The sequence below is a fragment of the Streptomyces sp. NPDC004610 genome (genome assembly GCF_040609715.1).
Classification (GTDB): domain Bacteria; phylum Actinomycetota; class Actinomycetes; order Streptomycetales; family Streptomycetaceae; genus Streptomyces.
Window position 1 is genome coordinate 212,487 of sequence record NZ_JBEXLA010000012.1, and the last position, 19,604, is coordinate 232,090.

Below are 19,604 nucleotides of genomic sequence, written 5' to 3' on the forward strand. Positions count from 1 at the left end.
CCGGACACGCCCGTCCGCGCCGAGACCCGGCCCCCGTCCGCACGAGACTGTCCGGCGTCGGACGGTGAGCGGGCCCGCCCTCATCCGGACGGGTCACCCGCATGGCCGGAGCGGGCGCGGCTCGCGAGACTGCCCGGTACAGGTCGGGAGCGGTCGAGAGGGGTCACAGGACGATGCGCGATGCCCAGCCCGGGAACGGCGAGCCCAAGGACGCTCAGCCCGCCCAGCCCTCCGTCGCTGCGGCGAACGCGGCGGTCACCCACCGCTTCCCCTTCGACGACGAGCGGGACTTCGAGGACGCCGCCCGCGGTTTCCTGGGCTCGGCGCCGAACCCCACGGTCCGGGACGCGCGGGGGCGGGAGGTGTGGGACGCGGACGCGTACGCCTTCCTGGACGCGGACTGCCCGGACACCGCCCACCCGAGTCTATGGCGGCAGGCCCGCCTCGCGGCCCGGCACGGCCTGTTCGAGGTCACCGACGGTATCTATCAGGTACGCGGGTTCGATCTGTCCAACATGACGCTCGTCGAGGGTGACCGCGGTGTCCTGGTGATCGACCCGCTGATCTCCGCCGAGACCGCCGCCGCGGCCCTCGCGCTGTACCGGGCCCACCGCGGGGAGCGGCCGGTGACCGGGGTGCTCTACACCCACAGCCACATCGACCACTTCGGCGGCGTGCGCGGAGTGGTCGGCGACGCCGACGTGGCGGGCGGTGTCCCGGTGCTCGCGCCCGACGGGTTCATGGAGCACGCGGTCAGCGAGAACGTCTACGCCGGTACGGCGATGGCCCGCCGCTCCGCCTACATGTTCGGAGCGGCCCTGCCCAAGGGCCCGCGCGGCCAGGTCAGCGCCGGTCTCGCCCAGACCACCTCGACCGGCGCGACCGGGCTGATCCCGCCGACCCTGACCCTCACCCGCACCGGGCAGACCCACACCGTGGACGGCATCCGGATGGTCTTCCAGATGACCCCGGGCACCGAGGCGCCCGCCGAACTGAACATCCACTTCCCCGACCGGGCCGCCCTGTGCCTGGCCGAGAACGCCACCCACACCCTGCACAATCTGCTGACCCTGCGCGGCGCCGAGGTCCGCGACCCGCGGATCTGGGCCCGCTACCTCGCCGAGACCGCCGACCTCTTCCTGGACGGCACGGACGTCGCCTTCGCCTCCCACCACTGGCCCACCTGGGGCCGCGAACGCATCGGCCGCTTCCTCGCCGACCAGCACGACCTGTACGCCTTCCTCCACGACCAGACGCTGCGCCTGCTCAACCAGGGCCTGACCCCGCTGGAGATCGCCGAGCGCGTCACCCCGCCCCCGGCCCTGGAACGCGCCTGGCACACCCACGGCTACTACGGCTCGGTCAGCCACAACACCAAGGCCGTCTACCAGCGCTACCTGGGCTGGTTCGACGGGAACCCGGCCCATCTGTGGGAGCATCCGCCCGTCGAGGCGGCCCGCCGCTACGTCGCTTTCATGGGCGGCGCCGAGCGGGTGCTGGACCAGGCCCGTGCCGCGTTCGCCGAGGGCGACCACCGCTGGGTCGCCCAGGTCGTCCACCACGTCGTCTTCGCCGACCCGGGCAACGCCGACGCCCGCGCCCTCCAGGCCGACGCCCTCGAACAGCTCGGCTACGGCAGCGAGAACGGCATCTGGCGCAACTTCTTCCTGATGGGCGCCTACGAGCTGCGCCACGGCGGCATCGGCACCCCGACCGTCTCCGTCTCCCCGGACCTGCTGGCCGCGCTGACCCTGGACCAGCTCTTCGACGCCCTCGCCATCCGCGTCGACGGCCCCGCCTGCTGGGACCGGACCATCACCCTGCGCTGGAACCTGGACGACGGCCGGAAGATCACCCACCGGCTGCGCAACGGCGTCCTGAGCCACACCCTCGCCACGGGCGGGGCCACCGGCGTCCCGGACGCGGAGATCTCCCTCGGGGAGGCCGATCTGCGGGCGGTCCTGCTCGGCACCCTCCCTCCCCCCGAGCTGGCCCACCGAGCCGAGATCACCGGAGACCCCGCCAAGGTCACCGAACTCCTCTCCGTCCTGGACACCCCCGACCCCGACTTCGCCATCGTCACCCCCTGACCCGGCGGGTGCGGGTAGCCCGATCCGTGGGGCGGAGCCGGCAGCCACCGCAGGGGCGTCCAGCCGTACCCGGACGGTGTGCCCGGTGACCGTGCGGCCCGCGTCACCGCCGTCCGGCACGGAACGTGATTACGCGCCAAGGGTGTATCCGGCGACCGCGTGAGGACGGGGCTGCCGTACGGGGCTGAGGGAACTCCCGGGACTGCTGAGGACGAAGAGGCGTGCGGCATTGCGCCAGCCCGGCCCCGCCCACGACGGAAACGCCCACCACAGTCCGCACGGACAACCCAAGTTCGCACTCCAGTTCTGGTCGCACCGGCCCCGGGGCTGACCGATTCGCGGTCTGTCCGCCCTCGTCGCCGCCTGGCAGTGTCGATGCCGTCGCCCCGAGTGCGTCGGGAGCGCCCCCCTTCCTTGTGGCCGCCCAAGTGGCGGTGGAGCGCCGGGCCCCGGCCCGGCCGAAAGGAGTGCGTGTTGTCCGCTTCTGCCCGTAACACCCCCCAGCCCGCAAGCTCGTTGACCGCGGCGCTCAACGCCGCCGTCGTGGTTCCCGCCCCGGACGAGGACCCCGAAGCCGCCTTCGCGGCGCGCGGACTGATCGAGGCACTGCCCGCGGACTTCACCGTGTACCGGGAGGGCGGCGAGGTCCCCGCGTGGGAGCTGGGCCCGTACGCGTTCCTGACGGGCGACGCGCCCGACACCGTCAACCCCAGCCTGTGGCGCAACGCGCTGCTGAACATGAACACCGGCCTGTTCGAGGTCGTCGAGAACGCCGTCTACCAGGTCCGGGGCATGGACCTGTCCAACATCACCTTCCTGGAGGACCCCACCCAGGAGTCCCCGGAGATCGTGGTCGTCGACCCCCTCGTCAGCGAGGAGTGCGCGGCAGCCGCGCTGGAGCTGTACCTCAAGCACCGCGTCCGGCCGGGCCAGGACCGCACGATCCGCGCGGTGATCTTCACCCACTCCCACATCGACCACTACGGCGGCGTCCTCGGACTCTTCGCCGACGGTGTGGTACCCGACGGCGTCGACATCATCGCCCCCGATGGCTTCCTCGAACACGCCATCAGCGAGAACGTCTACGCCGGAAACGCCATGCAGCGCCGCGCCCTGTTCATGTACGGGTCCCTGCTGGACCGCTCGGCCCAGGGCCAGGTGGACGCGGGACTGGGCAAGACCAACTCCAACGGCCTGTCCGGCGTCCTCACCCCGACCTTCACCGTCACCTCCGACGTCGCCGTGCAGGGCAACGTGGTCCCCTTCGGCCCGGTGAACCTGGAGTTCCAGCTCACCCCGGGCACCGAGGCCCCCGCCGAGCTGAACTTCTACCTCCCCGACATCGACGCCCTGTGCATGGCGGAGAACGCCACCCCCACCCTGCACAACCTCTACAGCCTGCGCGGCGCCCAGGTCCGCGACGCCAAAGCCTGGTCGGAGTACCTCAACCAGTCCATCGAGTGGTACGGCGACCGCTCCGACACCCTGTTCGCCAGCCACTTCTGGCCCCGCTGGAACACCGAGGACACCCCGGACGCCATCGTCTCCTTCCTCACCAGCCAGGCCGACCTCTACCGCTACCTCCACGACCAGGCCCTGCGCCTGGCCAACCACGGCCGCACCATGACCGAGATCGCCGAGGACCTCGACACGAGCGTCCCCGAGAGCCTCGCCGGGCAGTGGTTCAACCGCGGCTACTACGGCACCGTCAACCACGACCTCAAGGCCGTCTACCAGCGCTACCTCGGCTGGTACGACGGCAACGCCGCCCACCTGCACACCCTGCCCCCGGAGCAGGCCGGGCCCCGCTACGTCGACGCCCTGGGAGGCGCCGCGAACGTCGTGGCCCTCGCCCAGCAGGCGTACGACGACGCCAAGAGCGCCGACGACTACCGCTGGGCCGCCGAACTCCTCTCCCACGCCGTGTTCGCCGACCCCACCGACACCGACGCCCGCCAACTGGAGGCCGACATCCTCGAACAGCTCGGCTACCAGGCGGAGAGCGGCCCCTGGCGCAACTTCTACCTCGCCGCCGCCCACGAACTGCGCACCCGTCCCGCCGACGGACTCCCGCCCGGCACACCCTCCCCGCAGATCATCACCCAGCCCGTCCTGGCCGCGATGACCCTGGACATGCTGTTCGACTACCTCGGCATCCGCCTCAACGGCCCCCGCGCCGCCGACCAGCCCCTGACCATCGGCCTCACCGTCACCGGCGGCCTCCCCGACGACCCCACCACCGTCACCGTCCGCGTCCGCAACGGCGTCCTCGCCCACACCCCCGCCCCCGCCGACCCGGCCACCGCCGACGCCACCTACACCCTCACCCGCACCGGCCTCAACAACCTCGCCATCGCCGCCACCACCCCCGACCAGCTTCTCACCGACGGCGACCTCACCATCGACACCGGCACCATCACCCCCCTCGACACCCTCAACTCCCTCCTCGACACCTTCGCGTACTGGTTCGGCCTCACCACCCCCTGACCAGCACCGACGAGCACCAGGCAGCACCGAACAGCACGACCGGACGAAAGGAACCCCGCCCATGGCAGGCACAGTCGTCGACGTCACCGACGCGGACTTCGAGACGAAGGTGGTCAAAGCCACGGGGACGGTCCTCGCCGTCTTCCGCGCCGAGTGGTCCGCCCCCTGCAAGGCCCTCGACCCCATCCTGACCGAGGTGGCCAAGGAGTACTCCGGCCGGCTGACCGTCGCCCGCCTCGACATCGACCAGCAGCCGAAGACTCCGCCCAAGTACAACGTCACCGGCATTCCCACCCTCCTGGTGTTCAAGGCGGGCAAGGTCGTCGCCACCCGGGTCGGACCCGCGTCCAAGGGCAATGTCGTCGATCTGATCACCCCACACCTGTGACCGGCGTCCGGGCGGAGTGCCGGGCTGTCAACAGCTAGTCGGTTAGCCGGTCCCGGGAATAGCCCGGGACGGCCCAGCCCCTGTCACATGGGCCCGACCGGACATCTCACACACGGTGGGCGGCAGCCCGGAGCGGAGGGTGTTTCATGGAGCGGAGCCGGAGGGTGTTCGGCGCGGTGCCACTGGCGCTGTTGCCGGTGATGGTGGTGGCCGGCCCGGTCCCCGCCGCGGCGTCGGCGGCGCCCGTACTGGTCACCTGCGCGGGGACCACCACGGTCGCCTTCTCCCCCGGGCTGACCGACGAGGAGCGGACCGTCGGCGTCAGCGGCCAGGACGTCGCGAGCATCTGTCTGAGCCTGACCAACCCCGGGCTGACCGGCTTCGTCGGCCCCTTCTCCGGGACCGCCACCCAATCGTGCACCAGCCTGTTCGCCGGAGGGTCGGGCACCGAGACCCTGCACTGGAACAACGGCACATCGAGCACGTGGTCGTACACCAACAGCTTCTCGAACGTGAACGGGACCAAGGTCGGCACCTCGACCGGCCCGATCACCTCCGGCACTCTCTCCGGCGCCGAGGTGACCCAGACCATCACCTACCCCAACCTCGACCTGACCGCCTGCTCGACCGCCGAGGGCCTGACCTTCCTCAGCGGCGTCGACACCTGGACGATCACCCGTTCCTGAGGGCGGCGCGGAGGCGAGGCGGAGCGACGCCACGGGACTCCACACACCGGACGAGACGCGCAAAAGGCCCGTCTCCAGGTCGGCGTTGTGACCACACCACCGGCCGTACGCCCGCTGCCCGCGTATGCCACCGGAACGTCGGGCCGGGCAGGCCCGGTGCATGGTGATCGACCCCTTCCCGCTCCTGGATCGTTCCCAGTGGGCCAAACGTCACCCGCGGCCCGCACGATCCGCCGCGATCCCGTGCGGGCGCCGAGGGAAGGAACGATCCCCATGCGCTCCCGTCTCCATCACGGCCCAGCCCCGGCCGGGCCCGGCCCACGTCTTCGCGCGTCGGCGCTCGCGCTGGCGCTGGGGCTGGTCCTCGGCACCGGCACCGTCGGCGCCGCCCAGGCCGGGCCCGCACCCGCTCCGGCCGCCGGACGGGCGGCGGCCGGTGAGCCCGGCCCGACGGCGTACGTCCCCGACCGGTGGGACGGAACGGTCACCCTCGTCGATGTCGCCGCCCCACACACCACCCGGAAGATCACGGTGGGCGGCACACCCCTGCGGGTCGCGGCCTCGCACGACGGGCGCACGGTCTACGTGAGCGACGCGAAATCCAGCACCGTCACCGTCCTGGACACCGCCACACGCACCGTCACCGGGCGTATCGCGCTGCCCGCTCCGGCGGAGGCACTCGCGGTCTCCCCGGACTCCACCCGGCTGTACGCGGGCGAGCACGACACGCAGGAGGAGGGCGACAGCGGCGCGGCGGGCGCCCGCGTCCACGTCGTGGACACCGCCACCGCGAGCCTGCTCACCTCCGTGCGGATCGACCACTTCGCGTCGGACCTGGCGGTGGCGCCCGACGGCTGGACGGCCTTCGCCTCGCACCCCGCGGGCATCACCCTCATCGACACGGCCGCCGCCCGGATCGCCGACACCATCGCCCTGCCGGGCGCGGTGGACCTCGCCCCGGCCCCCGACGGGAAACGCCTCTACGCCACCGAGTTCTACAACAACCGCATGTCGGTCCTCGACCTCGCGACCCGCACGGTCACCAGCACTGTCGCCCTCGACCGGGGCCCCGACGGCATCGTCCTGAGCCCGGACGGACGGCGCGGCTTCGTCGCCGCCCAGCACGGGCCCACGGTCACGGAGTTCGACACGGCCACCGCGACCGTACTCGGCAAGGCGACAGCCCCGGAGCGGCCCACGAAGCTCGCCCTCGCCCCCGGCGGCGGCACCGTCTGGGTGATCAACCCCTGGGACAACCGGATCTCCATCATCGACACCGCCACCCACACCGTCACCGACCTCATCCGGACCGGCACCTTGCCCTACGACATCACCATCGCCGCACCCGCCGCCGACCTCGCCGTCCAGCTCACCGCCACCCCCGTCCCGGGCCTGTCCGGGCGCATCGACTACCGCCTCACCGTCACCAACAACGGACCCGCGCCCCTCACGTCCGGGACCGTGACCGTCCCCGACGGCGTCACCCCCACCACCACCGACTGCACCCCGGCCGTCGGCACCGCCCGCTGCGACCTCACCGGCCTCGCCCCCGGAGCGAGCACCGCACGCACCCTCTCCCTCCCCGTCTCCGCACTCACCCTGAACACCCCCCACACCGTCACCGCCACCCGCACTGCCTCCACCCCCACCGACCCCAACCCCGCCAACGACGCCGCCACCAGCCGCTGCACCGCCACCACCCCCCTCCTCATCGACTGCACCTGAGGCCCTGATCCAGGGCCCGCCGCCGACGCACACCGGGCGAACAGCACCGCGCGGCGGCAGCGGCCCTGGTTCCAGGCCGCCCGCCGTCGGCGACGCCTCCGCAGGCGACGGCCGCCAAGGGCTCCCCCTCGCCCCCCTGGTCAGGCCCTCCTGAACCGCGGTCCGCCTCCGGCCCATCCCCGGAACGGGCGAATCCCGGCCGCGCGGCGCATGGACCGACACGGAAGGGAAAGGCCACGCCGGAGACACGACCGGGCACCACGGTCGCCCCGCAGGGCCAGGGCGACCGGAACGTGGACCGCGACCCATCCGCGGCGCCCCGCCCCGGCCTCCCGACGAGAGGACCACTACGCACCATGACCATTCCCACGCCCGGCAGGACAGCGCTGATCTCCCTGGCCGCCCTGACGATGGCCGCGGCCGTAGCCGCGCCGGGCACCACCGCAGCGAGCGCAGCAGCCCCATCCGGCGCGCCGGTCCTGTCCACGGTCGCCACCGACCAGAATCGCGACCCCATCGGCTTCTTCGTCCAGCGGGGCATGTCACGCGGATCGTTCCAGGGCGACCTCACATGGACGGGTGACGGCTCCTACGCGATCAGCGGATACCTGAACGTCAACTGCTATGAGACCGCGCGCACGACGGCCTGGCTCCAGCACGGCGGCGTCAGTCAGTCCTGGAAGGACTCCGAAGAAGTCGGGTGCAGCGGCGAAGGCACCTCCGACTCGAAGGTCATCCACGTCACCGGCAAACTCACCAAACGCGAGAAGCTGAACATCCGCCTGGGCACCTGGCAGTCCAGCTTCCCCGCCGGAACCTGGAAACACAGCACCGTCTACGAGGCCGACATCTTCTCCTGACCGGGGACGACCGCAGACCTGACGGGGCCCGCCGGCCCGAAGCCGCCCGTTGTGTTCTTCGTGGTCCTGCAAGAGGGCCGCTGGCCTCCGGGTCCGGTATGACTTTTTCCCCTGTCGCGTGTTCCTCGGCCTGGACGTCCGCACGACCACACCGGCGCCTGCTGCGGCAGCCCTGCCTCCGCCCGGCCATCGCCGGGCGGGGCCAGGCGCACGGTTCCGGCCTGGGCCTCTTCTAGTACGTCGTTGAGAGGACGATCGCCTGATCGCACGGTTTCCGCCGCCTGCGCATCCGCTGGCAGAGACGTAACGACATCCAGGGAGTATTGCTCGGCCTCGCCATCAGTCTGATCACCCACCGGACACGTCCGACGCCTTTGTCAGGACCCCTCAGCGACTGCCGCGCAGGTGTATGTCTTGGGTCCAGGCGCTGGAACGGCCAGAAGGGGCTGTCTTGCACGGGGTGGCGTAGCAGCGCCAGAACCAGTTGCCGTTCTTCCGCCGTCGGATCTCGATCTCCGTGCCGTGGCACCGGCCGCACTTCGGCGGGTGAGGGAGCTGAGCCGCTTTGCGACCCACGGCGCCCAGAGCCACAGAGAGTGCTCTGCTCGGTTGATCTCCGTGGCGAAGGTGTCGTAGAAGGTTGTCTCATCGTGAACGTCGGTCACCTCCACATGCCGACTCAGCACCTCCGCGAGAGCCGTGCCGAACTCGCCGCGGAACGGGACCGGGGCTGTCGGCGGAGCGATGAGATGCTTGGCCTTCAGGACCCGAACGCCCGAGGACCCGGTCAGCGCGGCGATCCGGGCCAGGGCCGTTCCCGGTTTGGCGTTCCTGACGCGGGCTCCGCCGGCGATGACGTACAGCCGGGTCTTCGTCCGGGTCACGTCCACATTGAACAGACGGATGCCGTTGCGGTGCCACGGGTCGGCCCCCGGTTGACGATGAGCGAGGGCCATCAACAGCTCGCGGCTGTCGCCGCTGCCCTCCACCGTGTCGAAGACGACGACATCGAATTCCCGGCCCTGGAACCGGTGGGCCGTACCGACCTCCGCGAGTGGCCGGCCGGTACCTTCGACGTCACGCAACGCCTCAAGCGTAGCCTCGGCCTGCACGCCGTACGGCGTGACAATGCCGGCCTCCTACCCTGTTCGCGATGGAGTTCCGCCACGGCCCGAACGATGAGCGATCCGGCGGGCCACCATCCTTTTCGGCTGCCGGTCAGGTGGGCACGAGCCAGCTCGTCCAGGCCATCGGTGTCGATGAGGACGATCTCCGGGTCGTTCTCCGGCCTCGTGCGCGACACCTGGGGGCCGCCCGTGAGGACACCGCCGTACGCGAGGTCATTGGCCAGGCTCATGACGGCGGGGCCGAAACGGTGTTGTTCGGTGAGTGTGATGTACGAGGGGTGCGCCTCGGCGTCCGACGGTTCGTGGAGCGGCGTGCTCACCGTCGGCAATCCAGCCCCGTGGACCTGGACGAAGAACACTCCCGCTCTCTGGCGGAGTTCCGACTCCGCATCGCTTCCGCTCCCGTCCTTCCTGCGTGGGCCGCAGCACGGTTGGCGGGAGCCCATGTCGAGCACCGGCTCGCAGCTTGTCCCATCCATACCGCGCTCGGTCTGCCAGAGCGGTGGCCGGTCGGCGAGGTCTTCCCTCGGCGTCCCGAGAGCTCCGGCTGACGGTAGTGCCGCCCCATCGGGCCATGGGTCCTCGTCTGTCGGCGAGGCGCATCGCCCGGTGTGGATCGGCAGTCCGAATCGCCGCGCTGCCGTCCGAATGGTCCTCGTCTCCGTGGACCGAAACTTCGGCCCTGCTGGACGTCCGAAGCCGCGCCCAGGGGCTCACAACAGGTCAGATGTCAGGCGGGTTCGTGTTCCCGCCACGCCATCACCCGTACCGCCTCCAGAGGCCAGAGGCGGTCCCGATCCCTGTCGGGGTGGCGGGCCTCGGCCTCCCGTACGTACTGCTCGTGCCAGCCCACCTGCTCCCGGTGGAGCGCGGGCCGGGACAGACGTCCGATGGCGGAGTGGCAGGCCGCGATCACCTGGGCGAGAACGAGAGCGGTCTCGGCGTCGCAGGAGGGGTCACCGGGGTGTTCGTGCGGGATGCCGTACCACTCGGAGACCTTCTCCAGCGAGCGTCCGCCGGAGCGGAAGGGTTCGGCATGCCGGTCCAGCACCAGAGGGTCGCAGATCGGTGCCAGGCCCTTGGCCAGGCGATCGGACAGCGGAGTGAGCCCATGGCGGAGCAACTCCGTCTCCAGCGTGGTGAGTACGAAGGGAGCGTGCCAGACGACCAGGGGCTCCTTGCCGGCCACATGCTCGGTCAGCGCAGCCGCCAGCTCTTCCAGTGCTTGGGCGGCGGGCACCCCGGAGGCGCGAGCGTGGTCCGGGGACAGGACATGCTTCTTGCCTGGCGCGACGGACAACGGACCGGAGTCCGGATCGGGACCGGGATCGATGAGCCATGAACGATCCGTTCCGTCGGTGCCGCGCAGGGCCGCGCCGAGGATGCGGTCGACTCCGTAGCGGTTGCCGGTCGTCGCGATGTCCAGGGACATCAGGCGGCGTTTATGCCAGCCCGAGTGATGGCCCCGGGGCGGCGGCGCGGGCTCACGGACGTGATCGCGGTGGTAGACGTCCCATCCGCCGAAACCGGTGTTCACGAGTACCCCGAGCCCCGCCGGTACGACCGAGCCGCACACCTCGCATTCCCCGTCCCGCCGGTTGGCGCGCATCGCCGAGGGGTCGGATGTGGTGCCGTCCGGGTCGGGCTCCGGGGCGTGCTCCGGGTGATAGGCCACCCAGCCACCCCACACGCTGCGGAGCAGCACTCCGGCCTCGGCTTCGACTGCGCTGCCGCATCGAGCGCAACTGCCCGCGTATTGATTGGTCCGTAAGGGACTGCTCATGCTTCACCTCGATGGTGGTCGCACACCGACATCGCACTGCGGTAAATCGTGCGCACGGCCCTGGCGTGGTGGCCCCAAGTATCGGGGCCGCACTGTCCGCATACCTGCCGTTTCGCTGATCTCCAGGGACCGGCGCTGGCTCGGCGGCGATCCCCCCAAAACGGCCGTGCACTGCTCGTCCTGGTGGGCGGCCCTGGCGTGGGACGCCCCGCGGCGATCATCAGGCCGTTGCCTGGGCGCGAGGCTCGCGTCGATGGCGGGCGGGCGGTTGTGCGGTGGTGAACACCGCTCCAGTGCCGACGATGTCGGTGGCGCACGCGGATCACCAGCCGTGCACCGAGAACGGTTCTCCTTTGGGCTGCTGCTCCTCAACGTCGGCGCTTGTGGCGGTCGCCAGCAGGTTCATGGGGCCCGAGCCCAGCCATCGCTGCGCGGTGCCACGGCTGATCGGCTCGACTACAGCTCGCGCAGGCAGGTCAGGACTCGCCCGATGAGTATCGGGGCAGCCTGCTGACCGCCGACTCCTGGCGTCCTCAGGGCGCTGCTGGGACGAGCAGGAATCTCTGCCCAGACGACCTTCCCAGGGTGTGGCTGCGTGGGGGAGCAACCCCAGCGGTTGGCCATGGTCTGGATGAGGACGAGTCCGCGGCCTCCGGTGGCGCTGGCGTCACTTGCGCGAGGTGCCGGCGGTCGAGGGTCGGGGTCACTGACCGCGAGGATGATGCCGCTGTCGATGGGCCAGAGCGTGAGCACGATCGTGCCGATGCTGACGGAATGAGCGGCTGCTTCAGACGTCTTCGTGGGGCGTGCGTGCCGGATCGCGTTGGTAGCCAGCTCCGAGACGAGGAGCCGGGCGACTTCGATCCCCTCGTCGGGGAAGCGCCAGCGCTGGAGGATGTCGACAGTGTGGCGGCGGGCCCAGGCGACGGCGTTGGGGGTGGCGGCGAGGGTCAGTTCGCTGATGGACGGGGGGACCTGGTTCATGCTGGTGGCTCCCTCGGCGAAATGGCCGGGCGGGTGCGGGGTGCTGTGGCGTGAGTGGAGGCCCGCGAGGCCTGGACGGCAAAGGACGGGGTGTCTCGGCCTCGCGGGCTGCTTGAGGTGTTTACCTCGTGGCGACGACGTAGACGCTGCCCCAACGGCGCTTCGGGTTGGCCATGGTCGGGTCGAACGTCCAGGGCTCGACGGTGGTGAAGCCGGCCTCGGTGAAGAGCTGGACGAGCTTCTCGTGGTCGTAGGCCCACAGGTGCGGGGTGTACGTGGGGTCGTCGTCCTGGTCGCGGAAGACGAGGTTGACGAGGTCGAGCCGCGTGTTGATATCGCTGCGGCAGTCGCGCTTGGCGTACCAGCGCTCGATCGTCTCGTCGGCGGTGTCCAGGGGGCCGGGGTACCGGTTGAGGGCGAAGGCGGCGTCGGGGACGCCGGTGATGATCTGGCCGCCCGGCACGAGGACGCGGTGGGCCTCGCGGACGTAGTGCTTGGCCGAGCGCGGGTAGTCGATGTGTTCCAGGAAGTGCTCGGAGAAGATCTCGTCGGTGCTGTCGTCCTGGAGGGGGATGCCCTCGCGGATGTCCCAGAGGAGGTCGGCCGGCGGGACGAGGTCGATGTTGAAGAAGTCGTCGATGCGGTGGGCTCCGCCGCCGATCTGGACCTTGGCGGGCTTGTCGTCGATGCGGCCGTTGGGCCAGGCACGCCGGCTGGCGTGGTGGTAGCGGTGCAGCTCGATCTCCTTGGCGGCGGCCCGGAGGGTGCGGGCGAGGCCATGGGTTGTGGCGGGGTTGGCGAGGACCGAGGCGATCTGGTCGCCGAGGAGGTCGACGGAGGGCATGCCGGAGGGACTCATCACGGATCTCCCGCGTGTGAGGTTGCTCGGGGTGGGGTGGGCCACGAATGGCGGCGGCGGTGATCAGGCGGCGCTGGGCGCGGGGGCGGTCCACTGGTTGTTGCGCATGAGGGTGTACTTGATGTCCACGAGGCGCGGGGCGATGGTCAGCGCGAGCTCCTCGGCCGGGTGGAGGTGGCCGCTGCCGTCCTGCTCGGCGCGCCAGACGCGGTATTCGAGGTTGGGGTAGGCCGGGTTGATGCCGATCTCGCCCTTGGGCATCGTGCCGTTGAACGGGGCGACGATGTCCATGTGGTTCCAGTAGTTCCAGGCTTGCAGCGCCTTGTGCTGGTCGAAGTAGAAGTAGAAGTCGGGGTAGCGGCCGAAGGTGCGCAGTTCCCGGTGGATGAGGTGGCCGAGGAGCGGTCCGAGCTGGGTGGCCAGGGAGTCGAACTCCCAACGCGTGCGATGCCAGGCCTCGGGGGCGTCGCCGGGCGCGAAGAGGCGGGCGGCGACGAGGTAGCTGATCCGCTCGACCAGGTACGCGCTCGCGTGGCTGGTGTCGATGGTCGGGTCGACTCGGTGGATGAGCGCGGCCAGTTGCTTCGGACAGGGACGGAACCTCGCGAGGTCGAACTTGCCGGCCATGGTGGGGAAGGAGGCGAACAGCATCTCCTTGTACAGCCAGTTGTTCAGCTCGCCGAGCTCGGCCAGGCGCCGGGTGTGGTGAGACGCCGAGTGGAGCATCAGGTACTCGGCGACCGCTTCGAAGTAGAGGTAGCCGAGGATCGGGAGGCGGGGGATCGTCTCGTCGAGCAGCTTGAGGAACGGCTCGGCGTCGACCTGGGTGCCCTGGTAGGCGACGGCGGCAGCGGTGGCGAGGAACGCGGCCGAGTTCTTGACCCGGCTGACGACGGTCTCGCGCAGCTGGTGCCGTTCGTTCTTGCTCAGCAGGTATTCGAGGTGGCTGTAGATCCGCAGGTGGATGAGGCCGAGGCGCAGGTAGTCCACGCCGGCGAGACCGCGATATGCCTGCGGCGGGGTGTCGATCTCGAAGACCAGCGGGGTGGGGACGCGATCGGTGACGCCGAGCTTGGCCAGGAAGGTCGGCGCTTCCTTGGTCAGGACGTAGGCGCCGAGGTTGTGCATGCGGAAGCCCTGGTCGGTCGCGGTGAGCGGCGCGCAGTAGATGCTTCCGACGAGGCAGCCGCCCGACGGGTAGAGGACTCCCTGCCGGCTGATCTCCTCCAGGGCGTGGGTGACGTACAGCAGGTGCAGCTTGCCGTTTCCGCTCAGGGCCTCGAAGAGGGCGTTCTGCCGCAGCAGGTGGCCGTTCGGGGTCTCCTCGGCGAGACGTCGGTCCCAACCTGCGGCCTGGGTGGCGAGCGGGTCGGTGTGGTCGGCGGGGCTGGGTATGAGGGTGGAGTCGTAGAAGGCGTGGGCGTCGGCCCACAGGTGGTAGGCGTCGAGGAAGTCCATGGTCAGACCAGACCCAGTTCGGCGAGGGCGTAGCGGACGGCTGCGGTCTCGCTGGCCCCGGCGAGGTAGGCCCGCTCCGAGACCAGGACCAGGTCGAAGGCGAGGCCGCGCAACCGGTCGAAGGCGGGCTCGCGGACGTACCGGGCGTCCGGCCACCACTTCAGCTTCGGCAGGCGGTAGCGGTCCAGGGCATCGGCGGCCTTGACCACGTCGGTGATGCGCTCGGCCCGGGCGTGGTCGGACTTGTCGTCGGCGGTGAACCCCTCGTACGGGATGTCGTGCAGTCGGACGGCGGTGGCCGCCTGCACGATTCGCCGGGGTGTGGCGGCGAGGCCGAAGTGGCCCCAGACGGCGTCGGCGTTCACGGCGAGCCAGATGGCCGCGCGGGCGCCATGTCCGCGGTCGTCCTGGTCGTGGCGCCGCTGGCAGTCATGTACGGCGGCGGCGAGGATCGCCGTAGCGGCGTCGGCGTCGTCAAGGCCGTTCGTCTCGGCGAGGACGGCGGCGAGCGCCGCCGTCCTCATGGCGTGCCGGACGCCGTGGAGCGATGCGTACAGGCGGGCGTCGGCCCACCAGCGGGTGGGCAGCCCGCCGTGCGCGAGCAGCTCCTTCGACTGCGGGCGCAAGGGCGGCTGGGGTGTCGGCGGGAGGCCGGGCCTGTGGTCGCTGATCCACGCGATGGTGGGGTGGTCCATGTGCTGGTGGAGCGGGAGCTGCCCTCGGGCAGCCAGGTCGATCAGACTTGCGGTCGACGGGGTCGTGCTCACTCGTGCCCACCCCCTTGGTGGTCTCCGCGGTGATGTTCCCTACCGGATCGGCGCGGCCTGCTGCTCTCGCTCCTTGCGCTCCTTCTCGGCCGCCTCGAAGGCGGCGGTGAAGTCGGCCAGCTCCTGCTCCGTCATCAGGGTCACGCCGAGCGCCGTGGCGACGTCCGTGATCCTGGCCTCGGCCTCGGCGCGGGCGGCGTCCGAGGCGCTGTCCTCCAGCAGGACCTCGAACTCGGCGTGATAGCCCCACGCCTCACTCCACTTGACCGCGATCTCGACCCCATCGAAGCGGAAGTTGTGACGGAAGTTGAACGCCTCGTGCATCGCCGTCTCGAACCCGAGGGCGTTGAACACCTTCACCGCGGCCGGAACGTCGGCGGGGGAGATGGCAAACTCGGTCTCCGCGAAGGCCGTGCCCTGCCCGATCTTGCTCCCCTTGAGGGTGATCTTGGCGGTGCCGGCGGCGGTGTTGTCGGTGACCTTGAGGAGCTGGTCGGGGAGCACATAGAAGTAGATGTGCTTGTCGTCGGGCCCCAGGTCCTCCCCGTCCGCCTTCAGGCGGGTGACGAGCAGGTCGTGGACCTCCTTGGTGAAGCGGGCGCGCATCTCGATCTCGACGGCCACGGGGCTGCTGCCTCCTCGTTTCAGGCATGGCGAAGCCAGCCGGACCCTGCCGTGCGGGGGCTGTCCGGTCGGGCGATCGCTATGGGGTTGGTGTTCGAGCGCGGGGTGATGCGGCCGATGCGGGTACCGGCCGCATCACCCCGGTGAAGCGGTGGGTGTCAGCCGAGGGCGCCGAAGCGTTCCTCGACGACTCCCGAGTGCAGGTAGGTCGGCAACTGAACGCCGCCCACCGACGTGCGGCTGGTGACGACCTGCTCCTCCGTCTCGCTGGGGAAGCCCTCCAGCAGACGCAGGCACTGCTGGGCCCACTCGCGCGACCCCGGCCAGTCGCCCAGGTCACGATGGCGCACGGCCAGGGCGTACGCGGTCTCAGTGGCCGCCCACCGGTCGGTCGCGCCAGCTCACGCTGGAAGATCGACTCCAGCTCGTCCGTGGAGGCTAAGCGGGTCTGGTTGGTCATGGTGCCCTCTCGGTTCCTGCGGTCGTGCCCCAGTGGTGATCAACGCCCCGGCGTCCCCACGGTGACGCCGCGACCCGCTGCTAGTACGTGTAGATCTCGGCCAGCGTCTTGTAGTCCTGCAGCTCGTCCTTGTCGAACCACAGCTCCACCTCCTGCTTGGCCTCCTCCGGGTTGCCGGAGGCGTGCACGAGGTTCGCGACCGCCTTGCCCGAGGCGGTGCTGGCTGCCGCGCTGTAGTGAGAGAAATTGCCCCGCACGGTGCCGGCCGGAGCCTGGTTCGGGTACGTGCTGCCGACGATCTTGCGAACGGTGGCGATGGCGTCGAAGCCCTCCAGCACCAGGGCGATGACCGGCCCCTGCTGCATGAACGTCGCCGTGACGCTGTAGACCTCCGACCCCAGCCGCTCTTCCAGGTCGAAGTAGTGCTTGCGGGTGAACTACTCGTCCATCCAATTCATCTTCGTGCCGACGATCTTCAGTGCGGCGTCCTCGAACCGCGTGATGATCCTTCCTGCCAGGCCACGCGCCAGCGCATCGGGCTTGAGCAGGACGAGCGTGCGCTCGACGGTGGGTGCCTGAACCTCGGCCATTGACTCCCTTTCGCCTTACTGGCAACCGAACATGACGGACAATCAGTCGTCATCCGCTGAGGTTACCGGCGCTGGCAAGGCGGTTCGGGCGGGCGGGCAATGCCCCGGACGGGCCAACATCGCCCAAGGTGCGGCCGATCGCCCATCGAGAGTCCCGATTCAGCCAACTTATCTGTCGCCGCTATCCGCTGGGGGTACGCACCTAGAATCTCCCTGTGGTCGTCTGGCGCTCTCGCGCCTCTCATACGCCTTCCAAGGACTGACCCTCCGACGGGTGATTCCTTGCCCCCTGGTGACTCCGATTCTTCCGGGGCTCTTCCCGCGTGACCATGAAGTGCCAGTGCAGTGGGAGTGCACTTGCGGTGCGCAGATTTCCTGCACCGGGGCGGCGACGAGAGGGCAGTGTTGTGGACGTGATCGAACGCTGGAGCGGCCGGTACGCCTGCCTGTTGCAGTCCGCCCTACGGCTCCGCAATGAGCAGTTCGCCGCTCACCTCGGCATCGCCGTGAGGACGGTGGCCACCTGGCACGCCGACGCAGCCCTCGTGCCTCGCAGGGAGATGCAGCAGCTCCTCGACACAGCCCATGAGCAGGCTCCTGCGGCTGCGCGACAGCGCTTCGCGCTCCTGCTGGCGAAGGAGCAGGCTACGGCGGACTCGACACCGCCAGGCGCGCAGGCGCTGCGGGTGGCCATCGCGGTGGTCGTCCGCGACAGTGACGTCCTTCTGGTGTGCCGGCGGGACGATGCCGCCGCCGGAATCACGTGGCAGTTCCCGGCCGGCGTCATCAAGCCAGGCGGCAAGGCGGAGATCACCACCGTGCGGGAGACCTTGGACGAGACCGGTGTCCACTGCGCGATCCGGCAGCACCTCGGGAACCGGCTTCACCCCGCAACCGGCGTGCTGTGCGAGTACTTCCTCTGCGAGTACCTGGCGGGCGAGGCCACGAACAGCGACGCGGCCGAGAACATCGACGTCATGTGGGTCCCCAGAAACGCGGTGCCCCGCTTCATCCCCGTCGATACGATCTTCCCACCCATCCTGGCCGTCCTGGAGGAGCAGACGTGACGAACCAGAACACGGACGGGCGCCCAGGCATCGCCGCCGCCATCGTCGTGAACGAGGGACGCGTGCTGATGGTGCGCCGCCGGGTCAGCGAGGGGCAGCTCTCCTGGCAGTTCCCAGCCGGAGAGGTCGAGCCCGACGAGGCTCGCGAGGACGCTGCCGTGCGGGAGACCCAGGAGGAGACCGGACTGACCGTGGCGGCCGTGAAGCTGCTCGGCGAGCGTGTCCACCCGAAGACGGGCCGGTTGATGTCGTACACAGCCTGCGAGGTGCTGAACGGCACGGCCCACGTCGCGGACACCGAGGAGCTGGCCGAACTGGCCTGGGTCGCCCATGGCGAGATCCCGGAGTACGTGCCGTACGGACTGTTCGAGCCGGTGCAGGACTACCTCGACGCGACCCTGCTTTCCTGAGCGGCCTCAGGTCAGGGTCATGAGCACCGACGAGCGCCTGGTCGTTGTCGGGGCTGGAGTGTCCGGGCTCACCACCGCGATCGTTCTCGCCGAGGCAGGAGCCTCAGTGCACGTGATCGCCGAGCAGGTGCCCGGCGTCACGTCACTGGCGGCCGGGGCGATGTGGGGGCCGTATCTGGTCGAGCCGAAGGACAAGGTCGACCAGTGGGGTCAGCGGTCCCTGGAGGTCTTCCGCAAGCTGGCGAAGGACCCGTCCACGGGTGTCCGGCTCACCAGCGGCATCGAGGCATCCCGCGCAGCCGTGGCGCCACCAGACTGGGCCACCACCCTGCCCGGCTTCCGGCTGTGCGAGCTGGCCGAACTGCCGACCGGATTCTCGACCGGCTACCGCTTCACGGTGCCGCTGATCGACATGCCCGCCTACCTCGACTACCTTCTGCGTCGCCTCGATGCCGCTGAGGGAACGGTCGAACGACGACGTCTGGCCTATCTCGCGGACGCCGGCCCTGCGCCTGTGATCGTCAACTGCACGGGCCTCGGTGCCAAGGATTTAGCCCCGGACGCTGAGCTGCGGCCCATCCGAGGCCAGCACGTCGTCGTCACCAATCCAGGGCTGACCGAGTTCTTCTCCGAGGACACCTGCCGCTCGCCGGACCTGCTGTGCTTCTACCCCCACGGCGACACCGTCGTCCTGAGCGGAACCGCCATCGACGGCGAGGGCGACCTGGCCGCCGATGACATCGCGGCGGCCAACATCCTGGCCCGCTGCGCCGAGGTCGAACCCCGTCTTGTCGATGCCCGTGTCCTGGAGCACCGGATAGGCGCCCGGCCGACCCGCTCCGCAGTTCGCGTGGAGACCGAGTGTGGGGAGGACGCCACTGTGGTCGTACACAACTACGGGCACGGGGGCGCTGGCGTCACGCTCTCGTGGGGCTGCGCCGAAGAAGCCGCAAACCTCGTGGCCGCCGACAGGTGGGACTCGCGGTGAACGAACCGTCGCCGAAGCCCTTCCTGTACGTCGTCGTCTGCGCCGCCGGCATCGCGGGCGACAGTGATTACGCTCTGCATGACCTCGTTGCCGTCGGTTACAGGCGGGGGGCGCGGGGGCAACGCTGACGGCGTGGCGTGCTGAGGCTATGGGCGGTGACGGCGGAAGTGCAAAGCTCCCCGCAGGCGGTCTGATCGGCTCCCCGCAGGCGGACATGGAATGTCCCCGCTGATGGACGCGTGATCCCTCTT

Annotated in this window: 16 protein-coding genes and 3 pseudogenes; 10 read left to right on the forward strand and 9 right to left on the reverse strand. The window is 70.2% G+C overall.

What is annotated here, in order from left to right:
• Positions 1 to 173: 173 nt before the first annotated feature.
• The 7 genes and pseudogenes from ABZX40_RS16355 to ABZX40_RS16385 form a co-directional block, all read left to right on the forward strand.
• Complete coding sequence (locus ABZX40_RS16355) at positions 174 to 2,090, forward strand: alkyl sulfatase dimerization domain-containing protein (protein ID WP_355742308.1); 1,917 nt, start codon at positions 174 to 176, stop codon at positions 2,088 to 2,090.
• 474 nt (positions 2,091 to 2,564) lie between these two features.
• The gene (locus ABZX40_RS16360) at positions 2,565 to 4,577 is read left to right on the forward strand and encodes an alkyl sulfatase dimerization domain-containing protein (protein WP_355742311.1); all 2,013 of its coding nucleotides are present in this window, start codon (positions 2,565 to 2,567) and stop codon (positions 4,575 to 4,577) included.
• 61 nt (positions 4,578 to 4,638) lie between these two features.
• Positions 4,639 to 4,965, forward strand: coding sequence for a thioredoxin domain-containing protein (locus ABZX40_RS16365; RefSeq protein ID WP_355742314.1), 327 nt, complete (start codon positions 4,639 to 4,641; stop codon positions 4,963 to 4,965).
• 146 nt (positions 4,966 to 5,111) lie between these two features.
• Positions 5,112 to 5,651: a hypothetical protein gene (locus ABZX40_RS16370; RefSeq protein ID WP_355742316.1), complete on the forward strand. Its 540-nt coding sequence runs from the start codon at positions 5,112 to 5,114 to the stop codon at positions 5,649 to 5,651.
• A 273-nt stretch (positions 5,652 to 5,924) separates the two neighbouring features.
• Positions 5,925 to 7,376, forward strand: coding sequence for a cell surface protein (locus ABZX40_RS16375; protein WP_355742319.1), 1,452 nt, complete (start codon positions 5,925 to 5,927; stop codon positions 7,374 to 7,376).
• Between the two features lie 356 nt (positions 7,377 to 7,732).
• Entirely contained in the window at positions 7,733 to 8,236 is a 504-nt protein-coding gene (locus tag ABZX40_RS16380) for a hypothetical protein (protein WP_355742322.1), read from the forward strand.
• Positions 8,237 to 8,412: 176 nt separating this feature from the next.
• A pseudogene (locus ABZX40_RS16385) lies at positions 8,413 to 8,595 on the forward strand (IS5/IS1182 family transposase); the annotation flags it as partial.
• Between the two features lie 18 nt (positions 8,596 to 8,613).
• On the opposite strand, the gene ABZX40_RS16390 reads toward ABZX40_RS16385, so the two are convergent.
• From ABZX40_RS16390 to ABZX40_RS16430, 9 genes and pseudogenes are all read right to left on the reverse strand, one after another.
• Positions 8,614 to 9,321, reverse strand: coding sequence for a hypothetical protein (locus tag ABZX40_RS16390; protein WP_355742325.1), 708 nt, complete (start codon positions 9,319 to 9,321; stop codon positions 8,614 to 8,616).
• A gap of 772 nt (positions 9,322 to 10,093) precedes the next feature.
• Complete coding sequence (locus ABZX40_RS16395) at positions 10,094 to 11,146, reverse strand: hypothetical protein (protein WP_356162559.1); 1,053 nt, start codon at positions 11,144 to 11,146, stop codon at positions 10,094 to 10,096.
• A 456-nt stretch (positions 11,147 to 11,602) separates the two neighbouring features.
• On the reverse strand, positions 11,603 to 12,130 hold the full coding sequence (locus ABZX40_RS16400; protein ID WP_355742330.1) for an ATP-binding protein: 528 nt from the start codon (positions 12,128 to 12,130) through the stop codon (positions 11,603 to 11,605).
• 121 nt (positions 12,131 to 12,251) lie between these two features.
• Positions 12,252 to 12,989: a methyltransferase domain-containing protein gene (locus ABZX40_RS16405; protein WP_355742333.1), complete on the reverse strand. Its 738-nt coding sequence runs from the start codon at positions 12,987 to 12,989 to the stop codon at positions 12,252 to 12,254.
• Positions 12,990 to 13,052: 63 nt separating this feature from the next.
• Positions 13,053 to 14,447, reverse strand: a complete 1,395-nt coding sequence (locus ABZX40_RS16410; protein ID WP_355742336.1) for a hypothetical protein — start codon at positions 14,445 to 14,447, stop codon at positions 13,053 to 13,055.
• A 2-nt stretch (positions 14,448 to 14,449) separates the two neighbouring features.
• A complete protein-coding gene (locus ABZX40_RS16415) occupies positions 14,450 to 15,214 on the reverse strand; it encodes a hypothetical protein (protein WP_355742339.1) in 765 nt (254 codons plus the stop codon).
• A 39-nt stretch (positions 15,215 to 15,253) separates the two neighbouring features.
• Positions 15,254 to 15,838: a hypothetical protein gene (locus ABZX40_RS16420; RefSeq protein WP_355742342.1), complete on the reverse strand. Its 585-nt coding sequence runs from the start codon at positions 15,836 to 15,838 to the stop codon at positions 15,254 to 15,256.
• 158 nt (positions 15,839 to 15,996) lie between these two features.
• Positions 15,997 to 16,298: pseudogene (locus ABZX40_RS16425) on the reverse strand (hypothetical protein).
• Between the two features lie 80 nt (positions 16,299 to 16,378).
• Positions 16,379 to 16,888: pseudogene (locus tag ABZX40_RS16430) on the reverse strand (nucleoside-diphosphate kinase).
• Between the two features lie 407 nt (positions 16,889 to 17,295).
• Here ABZX40_RS16430 and ABZX40_RS16435 point away from each other — a divergent pair.
• The 3 genes from ABZX40_RS16435 to ABZX40_RS16445 are packed head-to-tail and all read left to right on the forward strand — an operon-like array spanning position 17,296 to position 19,353.
• Entirely contained in the window at positions 17,296 to 17,955 is a 660-nt protein-coding gene (locus tag ABZX40_RS16435) for an NUDIX hydrolase (RefSeq protein ID WP_355742345.1), read from the forward strand.
• Positions 17,952 to 18,365, forward strand: coding sequence for an NUDIX hydrolase (locus ABZX40_RS16440; RefSeq protein WP_355742348.1), 414 nt, complete (start codon positions 17,952 to 17,954; stop codon positions 18,363 to 18,365). The genes ABZX40_RS16435 and ABZX40_RS16440 overlap by 4 nt, the downstream gene beginning before the upstream one ends.
• 19 nt (positions 18,366 to 18,384) lie before the next feature.
• On the forward strand, positions 18,385 to 19,353 hold the full coding sequence (locus ABZX40_RS16445) for an FAD-dependent oxidoreductase (protein WP_355742351.1): 969 nt from the start codon (positions 18,385 to 18,387) through the stop codon (positions 19,351 to 19,353).
• Positions 19,354 to 19,604: the final 251 nt, after the last annotated feature.

Coding starts and splice junctions, on each gene's coding strand:
- ABZX40_RS16355 (WP_355742308.1), top strand. CDS start 174: ATGCGCGATGCCCAGCCCGGGAACGGCGAGCCCAAGGACGCTCAGCCC.
- ABZX40_RS16365 (WP_355742314.1), top strand. CDS start 4,639: ATGGCAGGCACAGTCGTCGACGTCACCGACGCGGACTTCGAGACGAAG.
- ABZX40_RS16370 (WP_355742316.1), top strand. CDS start 5,112: ATGGAGCGGAGCCGGAGGGTGTTCGGCGCGGTGCCACTGGCGCTGTTG.
- ABZX40_RS16375 (WP_355742319.1), top strand. CDS start 5,925: ATGCGCTCCCGTCTCCATCACGGCCCAGCCCCGGCCGGGCCCGGCCCA.
- ABZX40_RS16380 (WP_355742322.1), top strand. CDS start 7,733: ATGACCATTCCCACGCCCGGCAGGACAGCGCTGATCTCCCTGGCCGCC.
- ABZX40_RS16395 (WP_356162559.1), bottom strand. CDS start 11,146: ATGAGCAGTCCCTTACGGACCAATCAATACGCGGGCAGTTGCGCTCGA.
- ABZX40_RS16400 (WP_355742330.1), bottom strand. CDS start 12,130: ATGAACCAGGTCCCCCCGTCCATCAGCGAACTGACCCTCGCCGCCACC.
- ABZX40_RS16405 (WP_355742333.1), bottom strand. CDS start 12,989: ATGAGTCCCTCCGGCATGCCCTCCGTCGACCTCCTCGGCGACCAGATC.
- ABZX40_RS16410 (WP_355742336.1), bottom strand. CDS start 14,447: ATGGACTTCCTCGACGCCTACCACCTGTGGGCCGACGCCCACGCCTTC.
- ABZX40_RS16445 (WP_355742351.1), top strand. CDS start 18,385: ATGAGCACCGACGAGCGCCTGGTCGTTGTCGGGGCTGGAGTGTCCGGG.